The sequence below is a fragment of the Curtobacterium flaccumfaciens genome (assembly GCF_004361695.1).
Classification (GTDB): Bacteria; Actinomycetota; Actinomycetes; order Actinomycetales; family Microbacteriaceae; genus Curtobacterium; species Curtobacterium flaccumfaciens_B.
In genome coordinates this window covers 1-15,118 of the sequence record NZ_SNVW01000013.1, presented here as the reverse complement: position 1 = coordinate 15,118, position 15,118 = coordinate 1, and the positions used below count along the sequence as shown (strand labels likewise).

Sequence of the window (15,118 nt, the reverse complement as noted above, 5' to 3'; positions counted from 1 at the left end):
GCGTCCGTCGGACCGGCCGCCGGTCATGCGGAGGTCCCCGTCCCGGGGACGGGACCCGACGTGTCGGGCCGGAGCGGTGCCTCCCGGTCCGGTGGTCCGAAGGGTCCGAACGCGACGATGAGCGCTCCGAGGGCCGCGCACCCGGCGAAGGTGAGCGCGGCGGCGCGGACGCCGTCGACGAACGCCTGGACGTCGGCTGCCGGCAGGCCGAGCAGGCTGCCGTCGTAGGCGGCCGCCTGCTGCGCCGACGACAGGCCGCTCGTCGCGATGGCCAGGCCGAGCGCCGTCGAGAACAGGAAGCCGGCGTTCTGCAGCGCGGACCGGATGGCGTTCGCGATGCCCCGGCGGTGCTCGGGCACCCGCGTCATCAACGCTGACGTGCTCGGCGTCATGAACACCCCGGTGCCGACCCCGACAGCGCCGAGGCCGATCGCGGTCACGACGTAGGACGCGTCGTCGGCGAGCGACACCGCGAGGACCGCCGCGCCGACCGCGATGAGGAGCATGCCGATGGTGGAGAGGGTGCGCGCCGGCACCTTCCGGGCGAGGACCCCGGCGCTCGCCGCGGCCACGGTCGTGCCGATCGGGGTCGGCAGGACCCAGAGGGCGGCCTCGACGGCGTCCTTGCCGCCCACCGCCTGGAACGAGAGCGACGCGAGCAGCACCAGGGCGTAGCTCGACAGGGCGCAGAGTCCGGCCGCGGAGAAGAGCGTGATCGTCGCCCGGTCGCGGAAGATCGCGGGGTCGACGAGCGGGTGTGCGACGCGACGCTGGCTCCACACGAAGACCGTTCCGAGCAGGACGGCGGCCGAGGCCATCGCGACGACGGGGGCGGCCGTCCACCCGGCGGAACCGCCCACGGACACCGCGCCGACCAGCAGCCCCACGGTGGCGACGGACAGGATCGAGCCCGGCACGTCGAGGCGCTCCCCGGAGCGGGGCCGGGTGCTCCGCGGGATGAGCCGGAGCGACCAGACCAGCCCGGCGAGCGAGATCGGCACGCCGGCGAGGAAGATCCAGCGCCAGCCGAACGACTCCGCGACCAGGCCCCCGACGACCGGGCCGATGACCTGACCGACGGCGGCGACGGTGGCGTTCAACCCGAGGCCGAGCGACAGGATCGACTCGGGGAACACGTCGGTCAGCAACGCCGTGGTGTTCGTGACGATGGCGGCGGCGCCGACGCCCTGCACGAGCCGGGCGCCGAGCAGGACGGCGGCGTCCGGGGCGAACCCGCACGCGAGCGAGGCGACGAGGAAGACGAGGATGCCCGCGATGTAGAGGCGGCGGCGGCCGACGAGGTCCGCGATGCGCCCGAACACCAGGATGAGCGTGGTCGTGGTGAGCATGTAGCTGAGCAGGACCCAGCTGGACTGCAGGGCGGAGGCGTCGAGGTCACGGCTGACGTCGGGGAGCGCGACGAGCAGCGCGCTCGAGGAGATGAAGACGAGGACGACGCTGAGGCTCGACGCGCAGAGCACCTGCCAGGCACGTCGGCGTGCGCCGTCCTCGTCCGTGGTGCGGTTACTGATCGGTCGACCCTCTCGTGGCGGATGCCGGCGGCACCCTGCGGTGGTGGTCGGTGACCGCCTGGAACGCGGCAGCGGCGGACAGCACGAGCCGGTCGTCCCAGGGGCGGGCGACGAGCTGGAGACCGACGGGCAGGCCGTCCGGCGCCGTGCCCGCGGGCATCATGAGCGCCGGGAACCCCACGTAGTCGAAGAGGCGGGTGTTGCGCGGGACGACGTCGTGCAGGTTGAACCGCTGGCCGTCGACCGACATCGTCAGGTCGTCGAGCCGGGGTGCGGTCGCACCGATGCCGGGGGTCAGGACGACGTCGACGCCCGCCTCGTCCATCCGTGCGACCATCGCGGCCTGCACGAGCGGACGACGCCGGAGTGCCCGGAGGTAGTCGGCGGCGGTCGGCGTGAACGCCACGTCGAACCGGGCGCGGGTGCCGGCGTCGAACAGGTCGGCGGTGGCGGCGTTGGCCTCCTGGTTCGCGGCGAGCTCGCCGTAGAAGACGGTCCAGCACTCCGCGTCGATCGCCTCGAGGTCGTCGAACTCGATCGGCACGACGGTCGCACCGAGGGTGCGGAACCGGTCCACGGCGTCCGCGTGGGCGTCGAGCACGGCGGCGTCCACCCGGTCGGTGAACCACGTGCGCGGCACCCCGATGCGCAGCCCCTCGACCCGTTCCGGCGCCGCTTCGATGAGCGGGACGGCGGTGGACGAGGTGGGGTCGGCGCCGTCGCCGCCGGCGATGACGGCGAGCACGAGCGCGAGGTCCTCGGCGGAGCGCGCCATCGGGCCGACGTGGTCGAGCGTCCACGACAGGCTCGCGACGCCGGTGCGGGGCACGAGGCCGTACGTCGGTTTGATGCCGGTCGTCCCGCACAGGGCCGACGGCACCCGGATCGAGCCGCCGGTGTCCGAGCCGAGCGCGAGCGGGACGATGCGGGCGGCCAGGGCGGACCCCGAACCCGTCGACGACCCACCGGTCCAGCGTTCCGGGTCCCAGGGGTTCCGGACGGCGCCGTAGCGGGCGTTGTGCGGGCCCCCGCAGGCGAACTCGGTGGTGGCGGCCGTGAACACCGGGATCGCACCGGCCGCACGGAGGCGCGCCACCACGGTCGCGTCGGCCGGTGCCACGCGGTCCCCGGTCTGCAGGGAGCCGCTCGTGACGACGGTGCCCGCGACGTCGATGATGTCCTTCACCGCGAACGGGATCCCCTCGAGCGGCCGGGCCTCACCAGCGGCCCAGCGACGAGTGGACTCGGCCGCTGCGGCTGCGGCGCCGTCGACCAGACGCAGGACGGCGTCGGACCAGATCGCGTCGTCGGCCGTCCAGTGCGGGGCGAGGGCGGCGAGGACGGCGTCGGGGGTGGTGGTGCCGGCGCGGTACGCGGCGAGGAGCTCGGTGACGGTTGCGGCGGCGGGGTCCTCGGCGGTCGTGGTCGTCGTGCTGCGGCCGTCGGTGTCGGTGTCGGTGTCGGTGTCGGTGTCGGCGTGGGCGTGGGACGGTGCGGGCGCGGGCGCGGCGTCGATCGCCGCTCCGAGGAGCCGGGCGAACAGCTGTGCGCTGTGGCCCGGCTCGGCGGGGAGCGACGACGGCGACGCCGGCAGCGGGTTGGCCCGGCTGTCGGCGAGGGCCTGCTCCAGCTGGGGCGCGATGGTGCCGCTCACCACGGCGAACACGTCCGTCACGCCGGGACCGCCGTGGCCTCGGCAGGGGCGTGTGCTTCCGCCAGGTACCGGAACACCCCGGGCTGCCGGTCGCGCCCGAGAGGGAAGTCCTCGCGGGCCCGCGCCACCTCGGCCACGTCGAGCGTCGCCCGGATGATCGGACCGGCCTCGTGGGCTGGTGCCGAGACGACGAGCTCGCCGCGGGGCGAGACGACCGACGAGCGACCGAAGTAGCTCACGGTCTTGCCGTCGACCGTCTCCTCGCCACCGCGGTTCGGCGCCACGATCCAGGTCTGCGTCTCGAGCGCGCGGACCTGCAGCTCCTGCGTGAACAGCGTCTCGCGGAAGCCCATCGACGACACGAGCACCAGCATCACCTCGGCACCGGCGGCACGCGACGCCAGCCAGTACTCCGGGAAGCTCCGGTCGTAGCAGATGAGCATGCCGAACCGGGTGCCGAGCGCGTCGAACACGACCGGCCCGGATCCCGCCGCGAAGTAGTGCTTCTCGTCGACGTCGGACAGCTCGTTCGTGGGGATCGACGTCTTCCGGTACGTCGCCACGGAGTCCCCGTGCACGTCGGTGCCGTGCACGAGCGTGCCGTCGGCGTCGATGAGCACCGCGCTGTTGTACTGCGCGTCGCCGGCGTCCTCGTAGAGCCCGAAGACCACTGCGGTCCCCAGGCGCTTCGCGGCTTCGGCGAAGCGTGCGGTCGCCGGTCCGGGGACGGGCTGCGCCCAGGCCTTCCGACTGTCGTTCCGGACACCGCAGAAGTACGGCGTCGTGGCGAGTTCGGGGAAGACGACGAGGTCGGCGCCCTCGGCCGCCTGCTCGAACAGGCCGAGGAGCTCGTCGAGCGCGGCGTCGCCGTCGGCCGGGGTCCGCCCAGCCTGGACGACCGCGACCTCGAGGACCGGACGGGCGTCGGCGGGGGCGCTGCCGGCCGTCATGCCGTGGCCACGCTCGGGGCGACGGCGGGTGCCGATGAGACGACGCCCTCACGGGTGCGCATGAGCGGCTGGATGCGGGTGCCGAAGTCGTCCATGCCCTGCAGGAAGTCGTCGAACACGAGCATGATGCCCTTCGTGCCCGCGACGTCGGCAGCCTCGTCGAGCATCGCCGCGACGTGCTCGTAGGAACCGACGAGCGTGCCCATGTTCATGTTCACGGCGCCCTCGGGCAGCGAGATCCGCTTCGCGGTGTTGCCGTCCTCACCGTTCGTGTCGGTGAGGGCCTGGCCGGTCATCCACGAGATCGCCTCGACGTCGATGCCGTCGTTGTACAGCTGCCACTTCGCCTGCGCGGCGTCGTCGGTCTCGTCGGCGATCACCATGAACAGGACGTACGAGCCGACGTCGCGCCCGGTCTTCTCGCGGGCCTCGATGAGGGCCTTGTTCTGGTCGGCGTAGGCGGTCGGGGTGTTCACGCCGACGCCCATCGAGAAGTTGTAGTCCGAGTACTGCGCGGCGAACGCCATGCCCTGCGATGACTGACCGGCCGACACGATCGGGATGTGCCCGGTCGGCTTCGGCAGCATCTGGCAGTCGTTCATCGTGAAGTACTCGCCCTTGAAGTCGCTCTCGCCGTTCTCCCACAGCTCCTTCATGACCTGCATGTACTCGGTCTGGTAGGCGTAGCGGCGCTTGAAGTGCACGTCGTCGCCCGGCCAGAGGCCCATCTGGTCGTACTCCGCCTTCTGCCACCCGGCGACGAGGTTGAGGCCGAAGCGCCCGTGCGAGATGGAGTCGACGGTCGCGGCCATGCGGGCGGCGATGGCCGGCGGGATGGTGAGGACGGCGGTGGTCGCGAAGAGGCGGATCCGCTCGGTGCGCGCTGCGAGCCCGGCCATCAGGGTGAAGGACTCGAGGTTCTCGTCCCAGAAGCCGCTCGGGCCGCCGTAGCCGTGCAGCTTGATCATCGACAGGGCGAAGTCGAAGCCGTAGGCCTCGGCCTTCTGCACGATCTCGAGGTTGAGGTCGAAGGACGGCTTGTACTGCGGCGACGTGGTGGAGATGAGCCAGCCGTTGCTGCCGATCGGGATGAAGACTCCGATGTCCATGGGGACTCGCTTTCTGTGGTGGGTTGGAGAGAGGGTCAGGAACGCTTCGCGGCGGCCTTCGCGGCGCTCGCCACGGAGTGCCGGCGGATGGTCTGCGAGACGGCGACGGCCACGATGAGCGCACCGCCGTAGAACAGCTGCTGGACGAAGTTGTCGGCGCCGAGCATCTGCAGGCCGACGACCCCGGAGAACAGGAAGTAGACGGCGATGAACGTGCCGATCGCGTTGAACCGGCCGGGGATGATCGCGGTCGCCCCGAGGTAGCAGGCGGCGAACGCGGGGAGCAGGAAGGACTGCCCGCTGGACGGGTCCGCACCACCGAGGGTGCCGGCGTAGACGACCCCGGCCACCGCGGCGGTGAGCCCGGCGCCGACGAACGCCCCGACCCGCAGCCGGCGCACGTTGAGACCGGACAGCTCGGCGACGGTGCGGCCGGTGCCGACGAACAGCAGCCGACGCCCGACCGGCGTCGCGCTGAGGACCACGAGCACGACCACGGTCGCGATGAGCCCGTAGACGAACGCGAGCGGGAGCCCGGCCAGTCCGCGCCAGCCGACGGTCGCCTGCACGAGGGCGGGGTCGATGCCCGTGACCGAGGACGACGCGCTCATCCACTGGATCAGCCCGATCATGAAGGTCGACGTACCGAGCGTCACGATGAACGAGTCGATGCGGAACCCCACCGTGAGGAGCCCGTTCACCAGACCGACGACCACGCCGATCACCAGGCCGACCAGGATCGCAGGCAGGAGCGGGAAGTCCATCTTGGCGTTGAGGACCGCGATCGTCATCGCGGAGAGCGACATCGTCGAGGCGCCGGACAGGTCGAACTCGCCCGCGGTCAGGGGGAACAGGAAGCCGAGCGCCAGGATGAGCAGCACCGACTGGGACCCGAGGATGTTCTGCAGGTTCCCGAGCGTCGGGTAGGTGTCGGGCAGCGCGACGCTGAACGCGATGACGATGACGAGCCAGGCACCGAGCAGCGCGTACCGCTCGGTGTGGCCCCAGGAGAACCGGGGCCGCGCGGGACGGACGATCGAGGTCTCGAGGACCGGGTCGGCGGTGGTGGACATCAGGCGTTCTCCTTGACGGGGGCAGCAGCAGCGGGGGAGGGGTCGACGCCGGCCGCGGGGTCGACGAGGCTGGCGACGACGGCGGCCGCGATGACGTCGCGGTCGATGCGGTCGTCGGTGAGCACGTCGTGGACGCGGCCGTGGGCGAGGACGACGACGCGGTCGCACATCCGGGCGAGCTGGTCGTAGTCGGTTGAGGCGCAGACGATCGAGACGCCCTGTTCGGCGCTCCGGCGGAGCATCGAGAAGATCGCGGCCCGGGCACCCACGTCGATGCCCTGCGTCGGTTCCTGCAGGAGCACCAGGCGTGGGTCGTCCTGCATCCACTTGGCGAGGACGGCCTTCTGCTGGTTGCCGCCGGACAGGGTGCCGAACAGCGCCGAGGGGTCGGCGGGTCGGACGTCGTAGTCGCGGACGAGCCCGGCCACGTGTGCGCGCTCGCGGGCCGGCGAGAGCCCGAGCAGCCCGCGGAGCCGGCCGAGGACGGGGAGTGTGACGTTCTGCTCGACCGACAGGGTCAGCGCACCACCCTCACGCTTCCGGTCGGCGGGGACGTAGACGACGCCGCGGGCGATCGAGCCGCCGGGGGTGGTGCGGGCGAGGTCGACGGCGGCGTCCTGCACGGTGAGCGACCCGGTCGCCGGGCGGGCGCCGTACAGGCCGGGCAGGACGTCCTCGACGCCGGAGCCGGCCAGGCCGGTGATGCCGACGACCTCACCGTCGGCGACGTCGAAGGACAGCCCCTCGACGATCCCGACGTGCAGATCGCGGACCGTCACGACGGCGTCCCCGGTGGTGGCGGGGCGCGGGGTCCGGTCCGCCGCGCCGTCGAGACCGCGACCGACGATGAGCGAGACGAGCTCGTCCGCCGTGGTGGTCGCGGTGTCCCGGTGCGCCTGGACGCGGCCGGCGCGGAGGACGGTGACCCGGTCGGCGTGCTCGAGCACCTCGGACATGTCGTGGGACACCAGCAGGGCCGAGGTCCGACCGTCGGAGACGAGCTCCTTGACGACGCGGAACAGCAGGTCCGCGTCCTCCTTCGGCAGGAACACGGTCGGCTCGTCGAGCACCATGAGCGACCGCTCTCCGCCGAGTTCGGCGACCGCGCGGAGGATGGCGACGAGGGCCTTCTGGGTGTCGGTCAGCTCCTCGATCCGGGCCCGCGGATCGATGTCCACGCCGTACCGGGCGAACAGTTCGGCAGCGGCGCGGTGCTCGGCGCCCCAGCGGACGAACGGCCCGCGGCCGGCCACGACGGTGGCGAGCCGGAGGTTCTCGGTGACGCTGAGCGACGGCACGAGCGCGAGGTCCTGGTGGACGAAGCTGATGCCGACTCGGCGGAAGTACCCGGGGGGCACCGGCACGGGGAGCCGGGTGCCGCGGACCTCGATCGTCGCTCCCGGTTCCGGCGCGTACGTGCCGGAGAGGATCTTGATGAGGGTCGACTTGCCCGACCCGTTCTCGCCGAGCAGCGCGTGCACCTGACCCGGGCGGACCTCGAGCTCGACGTCGTCGAGCGCGGTGAGACCGCCGAAGCGCTTGGTGAGCCCGCTGATGCGCAGGACCGGTGCGGTGTCGTGCGTCGGCGCGACCGGTGCCTCCCGGGTGGCGCTCACTTCGCCGCGCCCCAGATGGCCTCGTACCCGGTCTTGTAGGCGTCGCCGTAGCCCTTGCTCGGCTCCGGCGGCGTGCCGGTCTCGTCGACGTTGTCCTTGGTGAAGACCTTGAGCGGGGTCCGCTCGTCGCCGTCCTCGATGATCGGGGTGTCGGTGAGGACACGTCCGGCCTGGTCGATCGTGGCGTACGCGAGCCACTCCATGTTCTCGCCGATGTCCATCGTGAGGACGTTGCCCTCCTGCAGGATCTTCAGCACGGCGGGGGTGCCGTTGTACGACGAGGTGAACACCTGACCGGTCTTGCCGGCGGCGGTGACCCCGGCCTCGACGTAGAGGGTCATCGAGTCGTAGACGGGCAGGACGTAGTCGAGGTTCGGGTTGGCCTGGATCGCCGACTGCACGGTGGACGAGATCTTCGTGGCCCAGTCGGAGACGGGCACGTTGGTCACCTTGACCGAGCAGCCGTCGCAGTGCTCCTCGAACTCCTCCTGCATCGCCTTGACGATGCCGTCGGACGGCGGGACCTCGGACGACGTGATGATGAGGACGTCACCCTGGCCCTTGGTCTCCTTGATGGCCCAGTCGGCGTTGAGCTTCGCGGACTCGTGGAACGGCGCGGTGACCTGGGCGGCGACGAGGTCCTGCAGCTGCTCGGGGAGCGCCTCGCCCGTCTGGTACGTGTGGCTGATCAGCACCGGGATGCCGGCGGCCTTGGCGCGCTTGAGGGCCGGCACGATGAGCTCGCCGTTGACACCCTGCGCCAGGATGATGATGTCGGCGCCGCGGCTGATCGCCTGGTCGATGCCGGCGGAGTGCTCCGTCGGCGTGCCCTGGTTCGTGTACTCGATCCACTTCGCGCCGTACTGCTTCACGAGCTTCTCGCCGGCCTCGTCGACCGAGGTGATGAACGGCACCGCCGACGAGTTCGGGATGTTGAAGATCGTCTTGCCGGCGATGCCGGACAGGTCGAACGGGGCCCCCTTGAAGGTGAACTCCGGGTCGACGCTCGCGGCCGTGATCTGGGCGGTCGCGTGCTCGACCCCGGCGGAGTCGTCGGCGGACCCGGTCGAGGCGGTGGACGTGGCGGAGCAGGCGGACAGGAACAGCACGCCGGCGAGGGCGGCGGCGAGGAGCGCGGGGCGGGCGAGCCGCGTTCGGGACGGTGCGGGGGACGACATCGGTCGGAGACCTCCAGGACGGTGGAGCGGGACGGTGCGGGGAAGCGGTGCAGGTGCGGGGAAGCGGTGCGGTGCGTGGGGACGCCGAACGCCCCGCAGCGCGGGGTCGGCGACGGAAGCACACAGGACGGTGGACCAAGTCACGGCTCGGGGTGCGGGAGAGAAGCGCTCCGCCGGCGGCGAGGCGTCCCGGTGACGGGGCCGCTGCGGTGGGGCTGATGCGAATGTAACGGCCAGCGGCACGGAGCAGGGCGCCCCGCGGTAACGGTCCTGTTAGGCGTTTGTTTCGCTGGTGTTAGGCCACCACGGCGGATCGGTCGGAACCGCTCCCTCCCGCGCGGATCCGGCCCGCACTGTTCCGCCGCCCCGCCGCGGCAGCACGCCGATCCGCGGGATCAGCGGGCGGCGACGGGCGGGCGAAACACGCCGGACGCAATCACGTCGACTTCCGGTAACGGCTCTCTCGGAATGTCGTCGGACCGGGGGCGTGCCGCGCTGGCGGAATGGCGGACCCGGTGCCGCGCAGGGCTGCTCTGACCGGGGCATTCCGTCCCGCGCCGCGTCGGACCGATGGCGTAACCCGACCGATACGACGCCGCCACGGAGGCGAAACGAACGGCGGATGGACTGCACTCACGACCACCCCCCCCGATCGCCACACGGCAGGAGCAGACCGATGATCACCACCGTCGTCGCCGGCAACCCCAAGCCGGCATCGCGGACGCTCGACGCCGCGACGGTCGTCCTCGAGCGGCTCACCGGCCGCGCGCCCGACCACGTCGTGGACGTCATCGAGCTCGGGCCGGGCCTCCTCGGCTGGGGCGACGAGGCGGTGGCCGAGGCCGTCCGCGCCGTGTCCGGCTCGGACCTCGTCGTCGTCGCGTCGCCGACGTACAAGGCGACCTACACGGGCGTCCTCAAGCTCTTCCTCGACCAGTTCGCGACGGGCGACGGCCTCGCCGACGTCGTCGCCGTCCCGCTCATGCTCGGCGCCGGTCCGGCACACGCCCTCGCCCCCGAGGTGTTCCTCAAGCCGGTCCTCGTCGAGCTCGGCGCGACCGTGCCCGCACCGGCCCTGTACCTCAACGACAAGCACTACTCGGAGCCCGCGTCGACGGAGGCCTGGGTCGCGCGCTGGCGCGGCGTCCTCCTCGGCACGGCCACGAGCCTCCAGGAAGGAACCCGCTCATGATCAGCCCGTACTCCACCGAGGCGCCCGACCTCACCGCCCTCCGACAGGCCTTCTCCGGCTTCCCGTGCGGCGTCGCCGCGCTGTCCGCGATCGTGGACGACGAACCGACCGTGCTCGTCGCGTCGTCGTTCACCGTCGGGGTGTCGCAGGACCCGCCGCTGGTCATGTTCGCCGTGCAGCACACGTCGACGACGTGGCCGGTGCTCGCGGGTGCCGGGACCATCGGCGTCTCGATCCTCGGTGAGGGGCACGCGCAGGTCACGCGGCAGCTCGCGTCGCGGGACAAGTCGGTCCGGTTCGTCGGCGTGGAGACCGCGGTGTCCGAGACCGGCTCCGTCTTCCTCGAGGGCGCGCCGATCTGGCTCGAGTGCTCCGTCGAGCACACCTACCCGGCCGGCGACCACGACATCGTGGTGCTCCGGGTGCTCGGGCTCATGTCCGACTTCGCGCACAGCCCGCTGGTCTGGCACCGGTCCGCCTTCGCGACGCTGAGCGCCTGACCGGCACCGGGCAACGGACTGGAGGCCCGGATCACGTGAGCAGACCTGCTCACGTGATCCGGGCCTCCCGTCCAGATCGCGGTGTCAGCCGCGCAGCGCCTCCGTCAGCTTCACCCGGCTGCCGGTGCGCAGGAGCGCGTTCTCGTAGATCCGCGCGCCGACGAGCACCACCAGCACCACCGAGACGGCGACGATGACGAGGGACAGGATCGGCTCCCACCACTCCGCGGTCCCGAGGAAGATCCGCATCGGCATGCCGATCGGTGCACTGAACGGCACGTACGACATCACGCCGAGGATCGTCGGGTTGTTGTACGCGACGATGATGAGGATGTACGGGATCATCACGAGCATCATCACCGGGGTGGTGACGCTGCCGACGTCCTCCTGACGCGACACCAGCACGGCCGCCGCGGCGAACAGCGACGCGATGAGCACGAACCCGATCGCGAAGAAGCCGACGAACCAGAGCATGCTCGGGCCGAGCACCGTGAACATGTTGTCCTGCCCGGTCACCGCCAACGTCACCGCTGCCGCGATCGCCACCGCGACGATCTGGGCGAACGCCATCACGCTGTTGCCGAGGACCTTGCCGGCGAGGAGCGCCCGTGCCGGGATCGCCGCCATCAGGATCTCCACGACGCGGGTGGACTTCTCCTCCACGACGCTCTGCGCGATGGACTGGCCGAACGTCACCGCGGACGCGAAGTAGACCACGCCGAACGCCAACGCGACGATGTAGATGAGTCCGCCGGGGATCGCGTTCGGGTCGAGCAGTTCGATCCGCGGGGTGACGCTGAGTGCCTGGACCACGTCGGCCGGGGCGTCGTCGAGGCCGACCACCTTGTAGCCGAGGGGGTCGTCGGAGGGCAGGACCGCCGCGTCGACGTCGCCGCGCTCGACCAGGCGTTCCGCGGCGGCGGCGGTCGGTGCCTCCGTCACGTCGAGGCCCTTGCTCGTCGGCAGGTCGACGCCCGCGACGACCGCGACCGGGGTGGTGTCGCCCGCGGTCGCCTTGCTGACGATGCCGCCCACGACGATCGAGGCGACGACCATCAGGACCAGGATGAGGGCGGACACGATGAAGGCCTTGCTGCGGACCCGGGCCTGGATCTCGCGGGCGGACACGAGCCGCACCGCCTGCACGAACGACGCGTTCATCGGACGACCTCCCGGAAGACCTCGCTGAGCCGCGGGACCCGCGGTGTGAACGACCCGACCGTGCCGTGCTGGACGGCACGCTGCAGGACACGCTGGGCCGTGGTGTCGTCGGCCTCGAACAGGGCGTAGCCGCCGTCGAACTCGCGGACGGTGACGCCCGGTTCGTCGCGGAGCCAGGCGACGTCGCCGTCGACGAGGAGCTCCCACGCCGCGGCGCCAGCCGAGCGACGGAGTTCCTCCTGCGGCCCCGCCGCGCGGATCGTGCCGCCGGCGATCACCACGACGTCGTCGCAGAGCCGCTCGACGACGTCCAGCTGGTGGCTCGAGAAGAGCACGGGGGCGCCGCCGGCCGCGGCCTCGCGGAGGACGCTCAGCACGACGTCGACGGCCATCGGGTCGAGGCCCGAGAACGGCTCGTCGAGCACGAGGACCTCGGGGTCGTGGGCGAGCGCGGCGGCGACCTGCACGCGCTGCTGGTTGCCGAGGGAGAGCTTCTCGACCGCGTCGTCGGCGTGCGGCGTGAGGCCGAGCCGGTCGAGCAGGTCGGTGGTGCGGCTCGCGGCGGTGCGCTTGTCGACGCCGTGCAGCCGGGCGAAGTACGTGATCTGCTCCGCCACGGGCATCTTCGGGTACAGCCCGCGCTCCTCCGGCATGTAGCCGAAGCGGCGCCGGTCGGCCGGACCGATCCGGGTGCCGTCGATCGACACCGTGCCGGAGTCGGCCTGCAGCACCCCGAGCAGGATCCGCATCGTCGTGGTCTTGCCGGCGCCGTTGCCGCCGACGAAGCCCGTCAGCCGGCCGCTGCCGACCGTGAACGTGACGTCGTCGAGCACGCGGCGGTCCCCGTACTGCTTCGTCACCCCTTCGATGGTGAGCATGTCGTTCCCTTCCCCGGCGGGTGGTCCGCCTGCGTCCGACGCTGGTGGCGCCTGCCCTCGACGCTATTGGGAGGGGTGGCGCGGGCGCCTCCGGCTGGGGGTGGGGATCGTCCCTCCGCCGCGCGGCGGAGGGACGGCGCGGAGGACGGCTCGACTCAGCCGGCGACGCCGTGCTCGAACGCCCAGACGACTGCCTGGATGCGGTCGCGCAGCGCGAGCTTCTGCAGCACGTTCGACACGTGCGTCTTCACCGTGGCGTCCCCGACGTACAGCTCCCGCGCGATCTCGGCGTTGCTGAGGCCCCGGGCGAGCAGGCGGAGCACCTCCGACTCCCGCTCGGTGAGCCCGGCCGCGACGAGCGCGGCGGTCCCGTCCGTGCTGGTCCCGCCCGGGCCGGTCCCGCCCGCGGTGTCGCGCGCCGCCGCAGGAGCCGTCGCGGTGGCGCGGCTGATCACCCGCCGGGTGACGTCCGGCGCGAGGAGGGCGTCCCCCGCCGCGACGGTCCGGACGGCGTCGATCAAGCGTTCGGGGGAGGCGTTCTTCAGCAGGAACCCGCTCGCCCCGGCCTCGAGCGCCTGGAACAGGGCGTCGTCGTGATCGAACGTCGTGAGGATGAGCACCGCCGGCGGATCCGGCAGCGCGGCGATCCGCCGCGCCGCCTCGAGACCGTCCACGTTCGGCATCTGCACGTCGAGGCACACCACGTCCGGTCGCTGCGCCAGGACGGTCTCGACCGCCTCGGCACCGTCACGGGCCTCGCCGACCACCCGGAAGCCGGGCTCCGACTCGAGGATCACGCGGAACCCGGCCCGGACGAGGTCCTGGTCGTCCGCCAGCACGATGGTCAGGTCGTCGGCAGCCATGCCCGCACCAGGTACCCTCCCCGGGCGCGCGGCCCGATCTCGATCCGTCCGCCCACCGCGGCGACGCGTTCGCGCATGCCGACGTGTCCGAGCCCGCTGCCCGTCGTGTTCCGCGCCGCCCGCTCGCCGTGCCCGTCGTCGGTGACCTCGACCTCGACGCCGTCGTCGAGGTACCGGACACGGACGTCGGCGCGCGCGTCCGGGCCGGCGTGCTTGAGCACGTTCGTCACCGCTTCCTGCGCGATCCGGAACGCGACCGCCGACACCGTCGGAGGGACGTCGCGGGTGTCCCCGACGACGACGTACTCGGTCGGGTGGCCCGCGGTCCGCGCGGAGTCGGCGAGCTCGCCGATCCGGCCGATCCCCTCGGTGCTCGGTGCGCCGTGGTCGCCGAGCGCGTCGTCGGCCGACCGCAGCGTGCCGAGCATCCGCCGGAGCTCCTCGACGGCGGTGCGGGCGCTCTCCTCGACGACGCCGAGCGAGGCGGTCGCCTGCGCCGGGTCGCGGTCGATCACGCGGCGCGCGGCTCCGGCCTGCACGCCCATCAGGGACACGTGGTGGGCGACCACGTCGTGTAGCTCACGGGCGATGCGGACGCGTTCGATCGTCACCGCCTGGGCCGCGCTCCGCTCGCGCTCGGCGGCGAGCTCCGCGGTGCGCTCGTCGAGCTCGTGCTTCGCGACCGCCGACGCCCACGCCCGGTTGCCCGCGTACCAGGCGGCGCCGAAATAGACGACGTTGATCACGATGTTGATCAGCGAGTACGCGATGGCGGGCGGGATGAGCGAGTCGCCGTCGTTCGGCAGCGCGTTCGGGATCGCCCAGCCGAACGAGATCGCGATGAACAGCCACGCGAACATGCCGCCGATGACGACCCAGCGGACGACCTCGGCGCGGACGCGGTCGGCGCACCACGCCCCGACCGAGTACAGCGCGATGAAGAGGGTGAAGTTGACGACGAAGAGCTCGGGCACCCGCAGGACCTGCGTCGACGCGAAGGCCAGCGCGGACACGATCGCGGCGCTCATCGGGAACCGCCGACGGAACGCGACCGGGACGGCGTTCGCCACGATCACGAGTGCGGAGACCCACCACGGCGCCTGGTCCTCGCCGTAGACGCCGGCGGAGCCGTACAGGACGGTGGTGACCGTGAGCGCGGCACCGAGGACCAGCGCGAGGACGGCGTCCTGCCGGAGCGCACCGCGCCCCACCGGCAGCCGTGACCACTCCGCTGTCGTCGCCATGTCGACAACGGTAGCGGGTGGGCGCCCTGGCCTGGAGGCGCGGGGGGGGGGGGGGGCGGGCGGGGGGGGGGGGGGGGCGCGCCCCCCCCCCCCCCCCCCGGGGGGCCCCCCCCCCCCCCCCGACAGAAGAGGGAAAGAAGACAACAACCCACCACCACACCCCCCCCC

The 15,118-nt window shown here is 72.3% G+C and carries 13 protein-coding genes; 2 read left to right on the top strand and 11 right to left on the bottom strand.

Features of this window, described 5'->3' with window-relative positions:
• Positions 1-23: 23 nt before the first annotated feature.
• The 7 genes from EDF64_RS15590 to EDF64_RS15560 are packed head-to-tail and all read right to left on the bottom strand — an operon-like array spanning position 24 to position 9,112.
• The gene (locus EDF64_RS15590; RefSeq protein ID WP_166645770.1) at positions 24-1,481 is read right to left on the bottom strand and encodes an MFS transporter; all 1,458 of its coding nucleotides are present in this window, start codon (positions 1,479-1,481) and stop codon (positions 24-26) included.
• 43 nt (positions 1,482-1,524) lie between these two features.
• Entirely contained in the window at positions 1,525-3,207 is a 1,683-nt protein-coding gene (locus tag EDF64_RS15585; protein ID WP_133520880.1) for an amidase, read from the bottom strand.
• The gene (locus EDF64_RS15580; RefSeq protein ID WP_133520879.1) at positions 3,204-4,136 is read right to left on the bottom strand and encodes a carbon-nitrogen hydrolase family protein; all 933 of its coding nucleotides are present in this window, start codon (positions 4,134-4,136) and stop codon (positions 3,204-3,206) included. The genes EDF64_RS15585 and EDF64_RS15580 overlap by 4 nt, the downstream gene beginning before the upstream one ends.
• Complete coding sequence (rutA, locus tag EDF64_RS15575; RefSeq protein ID WP_133520878.1) at positions 4,133-5,245, bottom strand: pyrimidine utilization protein A; 1,113 nt, start codon at positions 5,243-5,245, stop codon at positions 4,133-4,135. Before rutA ends, EDF64_RS15580 begins: the two co-directional genes overlap by 4 nt.
• A 35-nt stretch (positions 5,246-5,280) precedes the next feature.
• Positions 5,281-6,318 (bottom strand): ABC transporter permease, encoded by a 1,038-nt coding sequence (locus EDF64_RS15570; RefSeq protein WP_133520877.1) that lies wholly within the window; start codon positions 6,316-6,318, stop codon positions 5,281-5,283.
• Positions 6,318-7,934, bottom strand: a complete 1,617-nt coding sequence (locus EDF64_RS15565; RefSeq protein ID WP_133520876.1) for a sugar ABC transporter ATP-binding protein — start codon at positions 7,932-7,934, stop codon at positions 6,318-6,320. Before EDF64_RS15565 ends, EDF64_RS15570 begins: the two co-directional genes overlap by 1 nt.
• Positions 7,931-9,112 carry a sugar ABC transporter substrate-binding protein gene (locus EDF64_RS15560; RefSeq protein WP_133520875.1) on the bottom strand — a complete coding sequence of 394 codons (1,182 nt, stop codon included), beginning with the start codon at positions 9,110-9,112 and terminating at the stop codon, positions 7,931-7,933. The genes EDF64_RS15565 and EDF64_RS15560 overlap by 4 nt, the downstream gene beginning before the upstream one ends.
• 676 nt (positions 9,113-9,788) lie before the next feature.
• On the opposite strand from EDF64_RS15560, the gene EDF64_RS15555 reads away from it, so the two are divergent.
• Positions 9,789-10,304 carry an NADPH-dependent FMN reductase gene (locus EDF64_RS15555; protein WP_133520874.1) on the top strand — a complete coding sequence of 172 codons (516 nt, stop codon included), beginning with the start codon at positions 9,789-9,791 and terminating at the stop codon, positions 10,302-10,304.
• Positions 10,301-10,804, top strand: coding sequence for a flavin reductase family protein (locus EDF64_RS15550; protein ID WP_133520873.1), 504 nt, complete (start codon positions 10,301-10,303; stop codon positions 10,802-10,804). The genes EDF64_RS15555 and EDF64_RS15550 overlap by 4 nt, the downstream gene beginning before the upstream one ends.
• Positions 10,805-10,888: 84 nt before the next feature.
• Here EDF64_RS15550 and EDF64_RS15545 read toward each other — a convergent pair whose 3' ends face one another.
• The 4 genes from EDF64_RS15545 to EDF64_RS15530 all read right to left on the bottom strand — a co-directional run bounded on the left by EDF64_RS15545 (position 10,889) and on the right by EDF64_RS15530 (position 14,950).
• Positions 10,889-11,965, bottom strand: coding sequence for an ABC transporter permease (locus EDF64_RS15545; RefSeq protein WP_133520872.1), 1,077 nt, complete (start codon positions 11,963-11,965; stop codon positions 10,889-10,891).
• Positions 11,962-12,843, bottom strand: coding sequence for an ABC transporter ATP-binding protein (locus EDF64_RS15540; RefSeq protein WP_133520871.1), 882 nt, complete (start codon positions 12,841-12,843; stop codon positions 11,962-11,964). Before EDF64_RS15540 ends, EDF64_RS15545 begins: the two co-directional genes overlap by 4 nt.
• Positions 12,844-12,998: 155 nt before the next feature.
• The gene (locus tag EDF64_RS15535) at positions 12,999-13,706 is read right to left on the bottom strand and encodes a response regulator (RefSeq protein ID WP_133520870.1); all 708 of its coding nucleotides are present in this window, start codon (positions 13,704-13,706) and stop codon (positions 12,999-13,001) included.
• Positions 13,688-14,950: a sensor histidine kinase gene (locus EDF64_RS15530; protein WP_133520869.1), complete on the bottom strand. Its 1,263-nt coding sequence runs from the start codon at positions 14,948-14,950 to the stop codon at positions 13,688-13,690. The genes EDF64_RS15535 and EDF64_RS15530 overlap by 19 nt, the downstream gene beginning before the upstream one ends.
• Positions 14,951-15,118 lie beyond the last annotated feature (168 nt).

Excerpts from the sequence above, each read along its gene's own strand:
- EDF64_RS15580 (WP_133520879.1), bottom strand. The coding sequence starts at position 4,136 with ATGACGGCCGGCAGCGCCCCCGCCGACGCCCGTCCGGTCCTCGAGGTC.
- rutA (WP_133520878.1), bottom strand. The coding sequence starts at position 5,245 with ATGGACATCGGAGTCTTCATCCCGATCGGCAGCAACGGCTGGCTCATC.
- EDF64_RS15570 (WP_133520877.1), bottom strand. The coding sequence starts at position 6,318 with ATGTCCACCACCGCCGACCCGGTCCTCGAGACCTCGATCGTCCGTCCC.
- EDF64_RS15560 (WP_133520875.1), bottom strand. The coding sequence starts at position 9,112 with ATGTCGTCCCCCGCACCGTCCCGAACGCGGCTCGCCCGCCCCGCGCTC.
- EDF64_RS15555 (WP_133520874.1), top strand. The coding sequence starts at position 9,789 with ATGATCACCACCGTCGTCGCCGGCAACCCCAAGCCGGCATCGCGGACG.
- EDF64_RS15550 (WP_133520873.1), top strand. The coding sequence starts at position 10,301 with ATGATCAGCCCGTACTCCACCGAGGCGCCCGACCTCACCGCCCTCCGA.
- EDF64_RS15545 (WP_133520872.1), bottom strand. The coding sequence starts at position 11,965 with ATGAACGCGTCGTTCGTGCAGGCGGTGCGGCTCGTGTCCGCCCGCGAG.
- EDF64_RS15540 (WP_133520871.1), bottom strand. The coding sequence starts at position 12,843 with ATGCTCACCATCGAAGGGGTGACGAAGCAGTACGGGGACCGCCGCGTG.
- EDF64_RS15535 (WP_133520870.1), bottom strand. The coding sequence starts at position 13,706 with ATGGCTGCCGACGACCTGACCATCGTGCTGGCGGACGACCAGGACCTC.
- EDF64_RS15530 (WP_133520869.1), bottom strand. The coding sequence starts at position 14,950 with ATGGCGACGACAGCGGAGTGGTCACGGCTGCCGGTGGGGCGCGGTGCG.